Source organism: Kitasatospora sp. NBC_01300 (assembly GCF_041435235.1).
GTDB lineage: Bacteria > Actinomycetota > Actinomycetes > Streptomycetales > Streptomycetaceae > Kitasatospora.
The window spans coordinates 2,433,695-2,447,211 of sequence record NZ_CP108408.1 but is presented as its reverse complement, the minus strand read 5'-3'; the positions used below and the strand labels follow the sequence as shown (position 1 = coordinate 2,447,211).

Below are 13,517 nucleotides of genomic sequence, written 5' to 3'. Positions count from 1 at the left end.
GCGCGCCTGGGTGGTGGGGGTGGAGCGCCGTCCGGGGTGTCGATGGTGCGCGTGCGGGAGCTACCGACAACTCAAGTCCCTGTTGGGGAAGGAGACTTGACTCACAAGGTGGAGTAGACCAATCCGGCTGTCAAGAGGGCGCTAGGCGGCCGAAGGCCGTGCCCCGGAGTCGGCCGCCGCGGTGCCCGTCGCACCGGCGTCGGCTGTTCCGGCGCCGGCTGCTCCGGGCTCGGCCGGCTCGGCGACCGCGGCGGTGAGCGCGGCGATCCGCGCGGAGGCCAGGCCGTCGCCGTACGGGCTCGGGGTGGCCGCGAGCCGGGCGAGCCGCTCGGGGGTGTCGGCCAGCCAGGCCCGGGCCAGCTCGCCCAGGTCCTCGTCGGGGCCCACCAGCGCGGCGAAGCCCGCCGCCACCGCCTCCGGACGCTCGGTGGAGCGGCGCACCACCAGCAGCGGGCGGCCGAGCACGGTGCACTCCTCCTGCACGCCGCCGGAGTCGGAGACCAGCAGCGCGGCGTGGCTGGCCAGGCCCAGGAAGTCGGCGTACCCGACCGGCCCGGTGACGGCCAGGCGCTCCAGCAGGGCGTCCAGTGCGAAGCGTTCGACGGCGGCCCGGGTGCGCGGGTGCATCGGGAACAGCACCGGGGTGCCCGCCCGGGCGATCCGGTCCAGTTCGGCCAGCACGGCGCCCAGTGCCTCGGCGGTGTCGGTGTTCTCCGGGCGGTGCACGGTGGCCAGCACGTAGCCGTCCGGGCGCAGCCCGTGCGCGGCGAGCAGCGCGGCGCGGTCGGCCGCGGCCGGCAGCTGGCGGCGGACCACCTCGACGACGGTGTTGCCGGTGAGCGCGATCCGCTCCTCGGCGAGGGCCTCGGCGCGCAGGTTGGCGACGTTGTCCCCGGTGGCGGCGCAGAGCAGGTCGGAGACGTGGTCGACCATCACCCGGTTGTGCTCCTCGGGCATCGCACGGTCGAAGCTGCGCAGCCCGGCCTCGACGTGCACCAGCGGGATCTCCCGGGCGTTGGCGGCCAGCGCCCCGGCGAGGGTGGCGTTGGTGTCGCCCTGGACGACCACGGCGGCGGGGCGGTCCTCGGCGAAGGCGGCGTCCAGCTGGCCGAGGGACTGGGCGATCTGGCCGGCCCGGGGGCGCCCGCCGACGCCGGTGAGCAGTTCGGGGCGGGGCAGGTCGAGGTCGCGCAGGAAGCGGCCGGACATCGCCTCGTCCCAGTGCTGGCCGGTGTGCACCAGGCGGGTGGCGTCGCCGAGTTCGTGGATCAGCGGGGCGAGCTTGACCAGTTCGGGGCGGGTGCCGAGGACGACGGCGACGCTGGCGGGGGGAAGGCACATGCTCATGGGGAGGCTCCGAGGGGGGTGGGGCTGCTCAGGCTTCAGGTGCGGGGCTCAGCGCGGGACTCAGGCGCGGGGCTCAGGACTCGAGGGCGGTGGGGGCGCCGAGGGCGACCTTCTCGGCGTTGCGCCGGGTCTTGGCCCAGCCGTTGCGGCCGAGCAGCATCCGGGCGGCGGCCCGGGTGGCGACCACGAAGAGGTGGTAGGCGTAGAGCCAGATCAGGACGCCCCAGAGCAGTCCGGTGAGTCGGCCGCGGTCGGGGTGGACGAGCCGGCGGTAGGCGAAGCCCCAGAGCACCATCGGCAGGGTGGCGACCGCGAAGGCGAGCAGCATCCACGGGCCGAACCTGACGTGGAAGTCGGCGGTTTCGGCGGGGAAGAGCACCAGCCCGGCCGCGGTGATCCCGAGCGAGAGCGGGAACAGCAGGACCAGCAGGACGCAGACGACGGGCTGGAGGAAGGTGTACAGCACCTCGGCCTTGCCGGACCAGGTGTAGAAGGGGGAGCGCAGCACCCGGCCGGTGTAGCGCAGGCACTGCATGTTGCCCTGGGCCCAGCGGGTGCGCTGGGTGAGGAAGCGGCGCAGCGAGATCAGGCCCTCCTGGGAGACCTGGGTCTCGGTGACGTGGGTGAGGCGCCAGCCGGCCAGGCGCAGGTCGAGGCCGGACTCGTAGTCCTCCAGCAGGGCGCGCTCGGGCCAGGGGCGGCCGGCCCGGCCCTCCTCGGCGGTGAGCGAGTCGAGGGCGGTGAGGCGGACGAACTGGCCGTTCCCGCCGAGGCCGACGCTGCCGGTGCGGCGGCGCAGCAGCTGCATGCCGGCGTTGTTGGCCTGGAACTCGATGTCCTGCATCCGGACCAGGGCGCGGGCGAACGCGTTGGCGGTGCGGCCTCGGCAGGGCAGCGGGAGTTCGTCGTCGGCGTTGCGCATCCGCACGCCGATCTGGACGGCGCCGGTGTCGGGGCGGCCGAGCGCCTTGTCGTTGCAGACCTGGGGGAGGGTGCCGGGGTCGAGCCGTCCGTCGGCGTCGACGACGCCGATCACCACGCGGGAGCGGTCGGTGTCCTCGGGCAGCCAGGCGGTGATCTCGCGGTAGGCGGCGTTGAGGGCGGCGCCCTTGCCGATCCGGGCGTGCGGGCGGCGGCGCTGGACGAGGTGGACGCGGTCGTCGTGGGCCGCGGCGGCGAGGACGAGGTCGCGGGTGGCGTCCTCGCTGTCGTCGTCGATCACCCACAGGTGGGCCCCGGGCGCGCTGTCGCGCAGGCCGGCCAGGGTCTGGGTGACCACGGCCTCCTCGTCGCGGCAGGGGATCACCAGGTGCCACTGGAAGGCGGTCGGGTCGCCGGGCTCGGCGGGCCGGTTGTGCCGGAAGGCGTGCCGGGAGCCGGCCCAGTACAGGAGGAAGCGTCCGAAGACGAAGGCCATGTAGCCGACGAGCGCCAGTGAGACCAGTCCGGCGAACCAGACGACGGCGTCCTGGCGGAGCACGATCCAGTCGTGCAGAGCGTCGGGCATGGCGTGGTGCTCCTCGTGATCAAAGGCGGTGCGGCTCCAGGGGGTGCGAATCGATGCTTCGTTGCGGTTCAAACTCGCCAAAGAGATAGTAAAGGGGGCAAATTGGAAACCCCGACCAAAGTGGTCGTTCTCACCCCGTGAGGACGGCCCGCCAACCCTCCGTAGACTGTGGTCGTGAGCGACAAGGCCGACCCGAACCCGTACACCCTCCGCCCCGCCGACGGCGACACCGACGACACCCTGCGCGATGTCGAGGTGGAGCTCTCCAAGCGCTGGCCGGAGAACAAGCTGGAGCCCTCGCTCGACCGGATCGAGGCGCTGATGGACATCCTGGGCCAGCCCCAGCGGTCCTTCCCCTCCATCCACATCACCGGGACCAACGGCAAGACCTCCACCGCCCGGATGATCGAGCAGCTGCTCAACACCTTCGAACTGCGCACGGGCCGCTACACCAGCCCGCACGTGGAGAGCGTCACCGAGCGGATCACCCTCGACGGCGCCCCGATCACCCCCGAGCGCTTCGTCGAGGTCTACCGCGACATCGAGCCGTACGTGCAGATGGTCGACGCGGCGCAGCCGGTGCCGATGTCCTTCTTCGAGGTGCTGACCGGCATGGCCTACGCCGCCTTCGCCGACGCCCCCGTGGACGTCGCCGTGGTCGAGGTCGGCATGGGCGGCTCCTGGGACGCCACCAACGTCATCGACGCCGCCGTCGCCGTGATCACCCCGATCGGGCTGGACCACACCGACAAGCTCGGCGAGACCACCGGCGAGATCGCGGTCGAGAAGTCCGGGATCATCAAGTCCGGAGCCGTCGCCGTCGTCGCCCAGCAGCAGCTGGACGCCGCCCAGAACATCCTGCGGCGCGCCGTCGAGGTCGACGCCACGGTGGCCCGCGAGGGCATGGAGTTCGGCGTGATCCGCCGTGAGCTCGGCGTCGGCGGCCAGCTGGTGACGCTGCGCGGGCTCGGCGGCGAGGAGTACGAGGACGTCTTCATCCCGCTGCACGGCGAGCACCAGGCGCACAACGCGGTGCTGGCGCTGGCCGCGGTCGAGGCCTTCTTCGGCGTCGGCGGCGCCCGCGGCGGGCAGCTCGACGTGGACAAGGTCCGCCAGGCCTTCTCCGGTGTCTCCTCGCCCGGCCGCCTGGAGGTCGTCCGCCGCAGCCCCACGATCATCCTGGACGCCGCGCACAACCCGCACGGCGCCCGCGCCACCGTCGCCGCCCTCGGCGAGTCCTTCGGCTTCACCCGGCTCGTCGGCGTGATCGGCACCTCCGGGGACAAGGACGTGGCCGGCGTGCTGGAGGCCTTCGAGCCGATCCTGGCCGAGGTCGTCATCACCCAGAACTCCACCCACCGCGCGATGGACGTCGACGAGTTGGCGGCGCTGGCCGTCGACATCTTCGGCGAGGACCGCGTCCAGGTCGAGCCCCGGCTCGACGACGCCATCGCGGCCGCCGTCACCCTCGCCGAGGAGGAGGGCGACCTCGGCGGTGCCGGGGTGCTGGTCACCGGTTCGGTCATCACGGTGGGCGAGGCCCGCCTGCTGCTCGGGAGGAAGTGACATGAGGACCCTCTGCTCCTCGACCCTGATCGGCGAGGCGCTCCTGGCCATGTTCGCCGCGCTGGTCGCGATGCAGCTGTCCAGCGTCTCCACGGCCACGATCTGGATCGTCACCGGGATCGTCATGGCGCTGTGCATCGCGCTCTGCGGCATGATCAACCGCCCCGGTGCGGTGGCCGTCGGCTGGGCGCTGCAGATCGGACTGATCGCCAGCGGCTTCATCCTGCCGACCATGTTCGGCCTCGGCGTGGTCTTCGCCGGCCTGTGGTGGTGCTCGGTGCACTACGGCCGCAAGGTGGACGAGTTCAAGGCCGCCCGGGCCGCCGCCGAGGCGGCCGCCGTACCGGTCTAGGGCCCGGACCGGCGGGCCGACACGCCGCACACGCAAGGTAATCTCTGCCGTGTCGGCTCCCGCCCGTCGGCCCGACTGCCTTGCCGTACCGAATCCCCAGGAGACGCACCGTGTCCCAGCGCACTCTCGTCCTGCTCAAGCCCGACGCCGTCCAGCGTGGCCTGGCCGGCGAGATCATCAGCCGCATCGAGCGCAAGGCCGGCTGGCGGCTCACCGCCGTCGAGCTGCGCACCTTCGACCGGGCGACGCTGGAGCAGCACTACGCGGAGCACGTCGGCCGCCCGTTCTACGAGCCGCTGCTGGAGTTCATGACCTCCGGCCCGTCGATCGCGCTGATCGTCGAGGGCGAGGAGGTCGTCCGCGGCATCCGGATGCTGGCCGGTGCGACCAACCCGCTGGAGGCCGGGGCCGGCACCATCCGCGGCGACTACGCGACGATCACCCGCGAGAACCTGATCCACGCCTCGGACTCCCCGGAGTCGGCCGAGCGCGAGATCAAGATCTTCTTCCCGGCGCACGCCTGAGTCCAGCCGGGCGACACGCCCGAGGGACCTTGGCACTGCCCCGGTCGGGACCATTGGCCCGGCCGGGGCACTTTTATCGTGAAATAAGCAACCAGAGGTGCCGACACGGCGTCCCAATGCCCGGAGAAGCGAACACGCTCCGGACAATGGACGGTATGCCCCGCATCGACGTCCGTACCGCGCCGCGTGACTACGATGGACGCGACTCAAGGGCCCGGTAAGGCAGCTCAGCTGGCTCCGCCCGAGCGTGGGCGCGCTCTCGTCCAACCCCCATGAACTCCGAGCCCGGGAAGGCAACCACACCCCATGGCGAGCAACCTGTCGTTCATCGGCCGCGACTTGGCGATCGACCTTGGAACTGCCAACACGCTGGTGTACGTCAGGGGCAAGGGGATCGTCCTCAACGAGCCGTCCGTCGTCGCGGTGAACACCAACACCGGCGGCATCCTGGCGGTCGGTGCCGAGGCGAAGAAGATGATCGGCCGGACGCCGGGCAACATCGTCGCCATCCGCCCGCTCAAGGACGGCGTGATCGCCGACTTCGAGATCACCGAGCGGATGCTCCGCTACTTCATCCTCAAGATCCACCGCCGCCGCTACCTCGCCCGCCCCCGGGTCGTGGTCTGCGTGCCCTCCGGCATCACCGGGGTCGAGCGCCGCGCCGTGATCGAGGCCTCCTCGCAGGCCGGCGCCCGCCAGGTGCACATCATCGAGGAGCCGATGGCCGCCGCCATCGGCGCCGGGCTGCCCGTCCACGAGGCCACCGGCAACATGGTCGTCGACATCGGCGGCGGCACCACCGAGGTCGCGGTCATCTCCCTCGGCGGCATCGTCACCGCCCAGTCCATCCGGGTCGCCGGCGACGAGCTGGACAACGCGATCGTCCAGCACATCAAGAAGGAGTACTCGCTGCTCCTTGGCGAGCGCAGCGCCGAGCAGATCAAGATGAGCATCGGCAGCGCCTTCGGCCTGGAGGGCGAGAAGGACGAGCACGCCGAGATCCGCGGCCGCGACCTGGTCAGCGGCCTGCCCAAGACCGTGGTCATCTCCGCCGCCGAGGTCCGCGAGGCCATCGACGAGCCGGTCAACTCGATCATCGACGCCGTGAAGACCACCCTCGACCAGTGCCCGCCCGAGCTGGCCGGCGACGTGATGGACCGCGGCATCGTGCTCACCGGCGGCGGCGCCCTGCTGCGCGGCCTCGACGAGCGGCTGCGCCGCGAGACCGGCATGCCGATCCACATCGCCGAGAACCCGCTCGACTCGGTCGCGCTCGGCTCCGGCAAGTGCGTCGAGGAGTTCGAGGCGCTCCAGCAGGTACTGGACGCCTCCCCGCGCCGTTAGCACCACCGAGAACATCCGACACTCAACTGAACGGGCTGCCGCCCGGGCCCCACAGCCCGGGCGGCCGACCAGGTACGAAGGGGCAGTACCAGCACCGTGAGGGACACACGAGAGAGCCGGCTGCTGCTCATCCTGCTGGTGGCCGTAGCCTTCGCACTCGTCACCGTGGACATCAAGGGCGGTGAGAGCTCCCCCCTCGGCGGTGCCCGACACGCCGCCGCCAGCGTCCTCGGCCCGGTCGAGCGCGGAGCCGCCACCGTCGTCGACCCGGTCGCCGACACCGTCCGGGCCTTCCGCGACGCCGCGTCCAACAACGGCCGCACCGACGAGCTCGCCCGCGAGAACACCGAACTGCGGCAGAAGCTCGCCTCCTCCGACATGGCCACCGGGCGCACCAAGCAGCTCGACGACCTGCTGCGCACCGCCGGCGCCGGCGGCTACACCGTCAAGGCCGCCCAGGTCATCGCGATCGGCCCGGCCCAGGGCTTCTCCTGGACCATCACTATCGACTCCGGCAGCGACGACGGCCTCACCCGCGACATGACGGTGATCAACGGTCAGGGCCTGGTCGGCCGGATCACCACCGTCGCCCCGACCACCGCCACCGTGCTGCTCGCCTCCGACCCCGGCTTCTCGGCCGGCACCCGGCTGGAGGCCAGCGGCGAGATCGGCTTCGCCTCCGGCGGGGGCACCAGCCCGATGAAGGTCTCGCTGCTCAACGGCAAGGCCCAGGTCAAGGCCGGCGACCGGCTGGTCACCTTCGGCTCGCAGAGCGGCCGCCCGTTCGTGCCCGGCGTGCCGGTCGGCAAGGTCGTCGAGGTCGAGGCCACCCCGGGCCAGCTGACCAAGACCGTCCTGGTCGAGCCCTTCGTCCAGTTCACCCGGCTGGACCTGGTCGGCGTGGTGGTCGTGCCGCCGCGTGCCGACCCGCGCGACGCCGTCCTGCCGCCGGCCCCCGCCCAGACCCCGTCCGCGCCCGCCGCCCCGCCCGCCAAGCCCACTGGGGGGAACTGAGCCATGCGCCTCGCCCGCATCCCCGTCTCCGCCGGCCTGATCCTGCTCGGCCTGATCCTCCAGGTCAGCGTCTTCGGCCGGCTCCAGCTCCCGGGGGCCACCCCGGACATACTGCTGCTCGTCGTGGTCGGCCTGGCCCTGGTCTACGGGCCGTCCGGCGGCTGCGTGGTCGGCTTCTCGGCCGGCCTGCTCGCCGACCTCGCGCCGCCCTCCGACCACGCGATCGGCCGCTACGCGCTGGTGCTCTGCCTGATGGGCTACGCCGCCGGGCTGCTGCGCCCGGACCACGGCCGCCAGCGGTCGGTGTCCGGCGCGCTGATGGTGGTGGCCGCCGCGGCCGTCGCCTCCACCCTGCTGTACGCGATGGTCGGCGCCCTGGTCGGCGACACCGCGGCCCGGCACGTCGGCCTCGGCGGCCTGGTGGTCAGCGCCCTGCTGTACGACGTGCTGCTGGCGCCGTTCGTGGTGCCGCTGGTGATGCTGGTCGGCCGCCGCTTCGGGCGTGACCCGGTGACCGCGGCCGCCGATGACGACGAGGGCGGCTCCGGTCTGGGCACGCTGGCCCGCTACCGCACCACGCGCGAGTCCTCGGCCGGCCCGTCCTACAAGAAGCGGCGCATGCCCGGCTTCGCCCGGCGCCCGTAACCGGCCCGGCCCCCGACCTCCCGACTTCCCGCATCCTGGAGCGCACGAGACGTGAGCAACATCCCCGAGACCGGCCGTACCCGGCGGGTGACGATCCGTCTGGTGGTGCTGCAGATCCTGGTCCTGTCGCTGCTCGCCACCCTCGGCGGACGGCTGTGGTACCTGCAGATCCGCAACGCCAGCGTCTACACCGCCAAGGCGACCGGCAACCACATCCGCGAGGTGGTCGAACCGGCCGTCCGCGGCGAGATCCTGGACGCCTCCGGGCGGATCCTGGCCGGCAACGAGGCCCGGCTGGTGGTCTCGGTCAGCCGCACCTCGCTGCTGCAGCAGAAGGACGGCGGCAAGGCGGTGCTCGGCCGGCTGGCCGAGGTGCTGGGGATGCCCGCCAAGGACGTGCAGGAGAAGACCCGGCTCTGCGACGCCAAGACCCCGCAGCCCTGCTGGAACGGCTCGCCCTACCAGCCGATCCCGGTCACCAAGGAGGCGACCACCCAGCAGGCGATGCAGATAATGGAACGCCGCGAGGACTTCCCCGGGGTCACCGCGCAGCCCACCGCCGTGCGCCGCTACACCGGCGCCGAGGGCGCCAACATGGCCCAGGTGCTCGGCTACCTCTCGCCGGTCACCGACGAGGAGGTCAGCAAGACCGCCTCCAAGTCCGGCCTGGACCGCTACCTGCCGGCCGACCAGATCGGCCGGGCCGGCCTGGAGTCGGTGTACGACCGCGACCTGCGCGGCACCGCCGGCATCACCCAGCTGGAGGTGGACAACCTCGGCCGGGTGATCGGCACCGCCGGCGCCGCCGCCCCGCAGACCGGCAACAACCTGGTCACCAGCATCGACGCCCGGGTGCAGAAGGTGGTCGAGGACAACCTCGGGCAGGCCATGGCCGACGCCCGGAAGACCTTCGACAAGGTCACCAACCGCAACTACGAGGCCGACTCCGGCGCCGCCGTGGTGATGGACGTCCACACCGGCCGGATCGTCGCGATGGCCAGCGCGCCGACCTACGACCCCAACCTCTGGGTGGGCGGCATCACCGGCAAGGACTACCAGTCGCTGACCAGCAAGGACTCCAACTTCCCGCTGCTGAACCGGGCCATACAGGGTCAGTCCGCCCCCGGCTCGACCTTCAAGGTCGTCTCCACCACCGCCGCCGTCGAGGCCGGCTACTCGCTGGACGGGACGTACGCGTGCCCGAAGAGCATGACCATCGGCGGCCGCGAGTTCAAGAACTTCGAGAGCGAGAACTTCGGCTCCATCTCCCTGGAGAAGGCGCTGGAGGTCTCCTGCGACACCGTCTTCTACGGCCTGGCGTACGACCAGTGGATGAAGGACGGCGGCATCAAGCCGAAGAAGGAGCCGGGCGACTGGTTCTTCAAGACCGCCCACCAGTTCGGCCTCGGCGCCAAGACCGGCATCGACCTGCCCAGCGAGGTCACCGGCCGGGTGCCGGACCGGCAGTGGAAGCAGTCCTTCTACGACAACAACAAGGACGCCTGGTGCGCGCAGGCACAGAAGGGCGGCACCAGCTTCTCCGACCAGATCGCCAAGGAGAACTGCGTCGACGGCTACCAGATGCGCGCCGGTGACGCCGTCAACTTCGCGATCGGCCAGGGCGACACGCTCGTCACCCCGGTCCAGATGGCCCGGATCTACTCGGCGCTGGCCAACGGCGGCACCTTCTACCGGCCGACCATCGCCAAGGCGGTGATAAGCCCGAGCGGGGACCTCGTCCGCGAGATCGCCCCGCACGAGGACGGCAAGTTCCCCGGCTCCCAGAAGCTGCTGAGCTACATCGACCAGGCCACCGCGGGCGTCATCACCGGCGGTACCGCCGCCTGGAAGTTCGCCGGCGCCGGCTGGCCGCAGAACAAGATCGAGCTGCACGCCAAGACCGGCACCGCCGAGGTCGAGGGCAAGCAGACCACCTCCTGGCTGACCACGTACAGCAAGGACTACGCGGTCGTCATGACGATAAGCCAGGGCGGCACCGGCTCCGGCGGCTCCGGCGACGCCGTCCGCCGGATCTACCAGGCGCTGTACGGCGTCGACGACAAGGGCAACATCGACAACGGCAAGGCGCTGCTGCCCGCGCCGCAGGCCGAACTGCCGAAGTTCAACCCGGACGGCACCGCGATCGTCAAGCCGGCGGCCTACACCGCCGACACCGCCGACACCGGCAACACCGGCCACACCGCCGACACCGTCGACCCGGCGCAGGCCCTCGCGGGCCCGGGCCTCCTGGCGTCGCCGGAGCAGGCGCAGGGCGTGCCCGGACCGGCGCCGGCCTTCCTGGAACAGGTGCCGGGCGAGCCCGCCCCGGCCTCGGCGTTCCTGGACCCGGCGCAGCCGAAGGACCGGCCCGCCCCGGGCACCGCGGCCGACGCCGCACTCGAACCGAACCGCGGCCCGGGAAGGGGGCGGGCATGACCTCCTACGGCTCCTACCGGCAGCTGCGGCTGAGCCCGCAGCGCAGCGGGGTCTCCAAGGCCCTGGCCAAGGACTCGCCGCTGTGGCGGCTGGACTGGATACTGCTGCTCGCCGCGCTGGCCCTGTCGCTCGGCAGCTCCCTGCTGGTCTGGTCGGCCACCCGAGGCCGGGACTCGCTCACCCACGGCGACCCGCAGTACTTCCTGTACCGGCACCTGACCAACCTGGTCGTCGGGCTGGTGCTGTGCTCGGTGGTGATAGGGATAGGGAGCCGGCGCTTCCGCACCCTCGTGCCGTTCCTGTACATCGGCGTGATCCTGATGCTGCTCGCCACGCTCAGCCCGCTGGGCTCGACCATCAACGGCGCGCACTCCTGGATCCAGCTGGGCGGCGGCTTCTCCATCCAGCCCGCCGAGTTCGCGAAGCTGGGGATCGTGCTGGCGATGGCGGTCGTGCTGTCCGACCAGGTGGACGCGGGGGAGCGGGAGTACCCCTCGCACCGGGCGGTGTTCCGCGGCCTGGTCTGGGCCTTCCTGCCGATGTGCGTCGTGCTGCTGATGCCGGACGCTGGCTCGGTGATGGTGATGGCCGCGATCGTGCTGGGCATCCTGCTCGGCTCGGGGGCGGCCAACCGCTGGGTGCTCGGGCTGCTGGTGGCGGGCACCGTCGGGTGCGTGGCGATCTGGAAGCTCGGGGTGCTGAGCAAGTACCAGATCGACCGCTTCGCGGCCTTCGCCAACCCGCAGCTGGACCCCTCCGGCGTCGGCTACAACACCGCGCAGGCCCGGATCGCGATCGGCTCGGGCGGGCTGACCGGCAAGGGTCTGTTCCACGGGACGCAGACCACCGGGCAGTTCGTGCCGGAGCAGCAGACCGACTTCGTGTTCACGGTGGCCGGTGAGGAGCTGGGCTTCGTCGGGGCGCTGGCGATCATCCTGCTGGTCGGCGTGGTGCTGTGGCGGGCCTGCCGGATCGCCCGGCAGGCGACCGACCTGTACGGGACGATCGTGGCCGCGGGGATCATCGCCTGGTTCTCCTTCCAGGCCTTCGAGAACATCGGGATGTGCCTGGGCATCATGCCGGTGGCGGGCATCCCGCTGCCGTTCGTCTCCTACGGGGGGTCGTCGATGTTCGCGGTCTGGATCGCGATCGGGCTGCTCCAGGCGGTCCGCAGCCAGCGGCCGATAGCGGCCTGAGCGGACCGTTCGCGCGTCCGTGCGTCCGTCGAGGGCCGGCCCGAGGATCTCTCGGGTCGGCCCTCGGTGGTTCTCAACTAGGTTCTGGGGTGGGTAGTTGTTGCCCGGTTGCGCCTGGCCTGGATCTCGGTCAGAGCAGGCAGTCGACGGCGGTGAGTGCCGCGCGGACCTGGTGGGCCAGCTGCTCCTGGACCGGCACCCAGCGGGCGCCGAAGCGGTGGTGCAGCCGGCCCAGGCTCTCGGTGACGATGTCGCGGGCCCGGCCCCGGGCCGCCTCCACGGTCGGACCGCCGGTGTCCGCCAGCAGCCGCAGCACCGTCGACGCCACCCGCAGCGGGATCCGGGCCGCGACGATCTCGGCGGTGGTCACCCGGGACACCGTGAGCGGCTCGGCGCACCAGCGGGCCAGCCACTCCTCCGCCACCGACGGACAGAACTCCAGGGTGAACCCGGCCGCGCGCACCAGTGCGCCGTGCGCCGCCCGGGTGTGCGCGGGCACGTGGGCCAGCAGCCCGGAGAGCTCCTCGGCGCGCTCGCGCAGCGTCCGGGCCGCGGCGCCGACCGCCCGGTCCGCCGCCGGGTGCGGACGGCCGTCGCCGACCGCGTCCACGGCCCACATCGGCACCTCCAGCACGGCCGTCACCCCGCCGTGCCGGCCGGCGTACGACCAGGTGGACAGCTCCGGCTCGTCCGGCAGCGCCCGTGACCGGCCCGCGCCGTCCGCCGAGGGCATCAGGTAGGTGCCGGGGAAGGGGCTGGCCCAGCCGACCGCGTCGAAGGGGTCGACGTCCAGCGGGATGCCGGCCCGGCGCACCGAGGAGGCGAAGAGCTCGGGCAGCCCGGGCACCGGAGCGGTCAGCTGGATGAAGGCGCCGCCGAAGTCCACCCCGTGCATCGAGCACTGCAGGAACGGGCGCAGCTCGTCGATCAGGCCGGTCAGCGCCAGGCTCTCGGGCATCGGGGGCCGGCCCGCGTCGGCGGCCGGCAGCAGTTCGGGCTGCTCCTCGAACGAGGGGCGGAAGAAGTGCTCGTAGTGCCGGCGGGCGGTGAGCGGCCCGTCCAGCCAGCCTGCGTTGAGCGCGGCGCCGTCCGGGTCCAGGCAGAGCAGCAGGTGCCAGGACAGGCCGGGCCGGGTGGGGCGTGCCAGCAGCACCTCGGCCAGCCGCAGGGCGCCGGCCGTGCCGATCGGCTCGTTGGGGTGCGGGCCGCCGACGACCAGCACCGTGCGCGGGCCCCGGTCGACGGACAGCAGCAGCAGCGGGCGCCCGGCCCGCGAGCGGCCCACCTCGCGCAGCCGGCACCGCTCCGGGTGGCGCAGCGCGAGCCGCCGGGCCGCGGCCTCGGCCTGGGCCGGCGCGGGGTAGCGGGCGGCCCGGCTGCCGAGGGGTCGGGGCGGGCGGACCCGCCGGTCGGTGTCGGTCATGGCTCTCCTAGGGCGTGACCGCGTGGCCGCGCGGCCGCCTGGCTCGTCGGGCCGCCGGGGCGCGCTGGGGCGTCGACGGACGCTGCCTGCGGGGCCGGGGGCGGGGCCCTGCGCGCCGGGGACGGGTCGCCGGGGGGGGAGTCGGCGAGGGTTGAGCGTACGG

11 protein-coding genes are annotated in these 13,517 nt (G+C 72.6%); 8 read left to right on the top strand and 3 right to left on the bottom strand.

Features of this window, described 5'->3' with window-relative positions:
* Positions 1-141: 141 nt before the first annotated feature.
* Together wecB and OG556_RS10925 are read right to left on the bottom strand one after the other, a co-directional pair.
* Positions 142-1,341, bottom strand: a complete 1,200-nt coding sequence (gene wecB, locus OG556_RS10930; protein WP_371522653.1) for a non-hydrolyzing UDP-N-acetylglucosamine 2-epimerase — start codon at positions 1,339-1,341, stop codon at positions 142-144.
* 79 nt (positions 1,342-1,420) lie between these two features.
* Positions 1,421-2,854, bottom strand: coding sequence for a glycosyltransferase (locus tag OG556_RS10925; protein WP_371516934.1), 1,434 nt, complete (start codon positions 2,852-2,854; stop codon positions 1,421-1,423).
* Between the two features lie 174 nt (positions 2,855-3,028).
* Here OG556_RS10925 and OG556_RS10920 point away from each other — a divergent pair, with 174 nt between their 5' ends.
* The 8 genes from OG556_RS10920 (at position 3,029) to rodA (ending at position 11,931) form a co-directional block, all read left to right on the top strand.
* The gene (locus tag OG556_RS10920; protein WP_371516933.1) at positions 3,029-4,420 is read left to right on the top strand and encodes a folylpolyglutamate synthase/dihydrofolate synthase family protein; all 1,392 of its coding nucleotides are present in this window, start codon (positions 3,029-3,031) and stop codon (positions 4,418-4,420) included.
* Between the two features lies 1 nt (position 4,421).
* Positions 4,422-4,772 (top strand): DUF4233 domain-containing protein, encoded by a 351-nt coding sequence (locus OG556_RS10915; protein ID WP_063347563.1) that lies wholly within the window; start codon positions 4,422-4,424, stop codon positions 4,770-4,772.
* Positions 4,773-4,882: 110 nt separating this feature from the next.
* Positions 4,883-5,296 carry a nucleoside-diphosphate kinase gene (gene ndk / locus OG556_RS10910; protein ID WP_063347562.1) on the top strand — a complete coding sequence of 138 codons (414 nt, stop codon included), beginning with the start codon at positions 4,883-4,885 and terminating at the stop codon, positions 5,294-5,296.
* 318 nt (positions 5,297-5,614) lie between these two features.
* On the top strand, positions 5,615-6,640 hold the full coding sequence (locus OG556_RS10905) for a rod shape-determining protein (RefSeq protein WP_031076009.1): 1,026 nt from the start codon (positions 5,615-5,617) through the stop codon (positions 6,638-6,640).
* A gap of 96 nt (positions 6,641-6,736) precedes the next feature.
* Positions 6,737-7,654 (top strand): rod shape-determining protein MreC, encoded by a 918-nt coding sequence (gene mreC / locus OG556_RS10900; protein ID WP_371516932.1) that lies wholly within the window; start codon positions 6,737-6,739, stop codon positions 7,652-7,654.
* Positions 7,655-7,657: 3 nt separating this feature from the next.
* Positions 7,658-8,299, top strand: a complete 642-nt coding sequence (mreD, locus tag OG556_RS10895; RefSeq protein ID WP_371516931.1) for a rod shape-determining protein MreD — start codon at positions 7,658-7,660, stop codon at positions 8,297-8,299.
* Positions 8,300-8,350: 51 nt separating this feature from the next.
* Positions 8,351-10,735, top strand: a complete 2,385-nt coding sequence (gene mrdA, locus OG556_RS10890) for a penicillin-binding protein 2 (protein WP_371516930.1) — start codon at positions 8,351-8,353, stop codon at positions 10,733-10,735.
* On the top strand, positions 10,732-11,931 hold the full coding sequence (rodA, locus tag OG556_RS10885) for a rod shape-determining protein RodA (protein ID WP_371516929.1): 1,200 nt from the start codon (positions 10,732-10,734) through the stop codon (positions 11,929-11,931). Before mrdA ends, rodA begins: the two co-directional genes overlap by 4 nt.
* 130 nt (positions 11,932-12,061) lie before the next feature.
* On the opposite strand, the gene OG556_RS10880 is transcribed toward rodA, so the two are convergent.
* Positions 12,062-13,354: a M14 family zinc carboxypeptidase gene (locus OG556_RS10880; RefSeq protein ID WP_371516928.1), complete on the bottom strand. Its 1,293-nt coding sequence runs from the start codon at positions 13,352-13,354 to the stop codon at positions 12,062-12,064.
* Between the last annotated feature and the right edge of the window lie 163 nt (positions 13,355-13,517).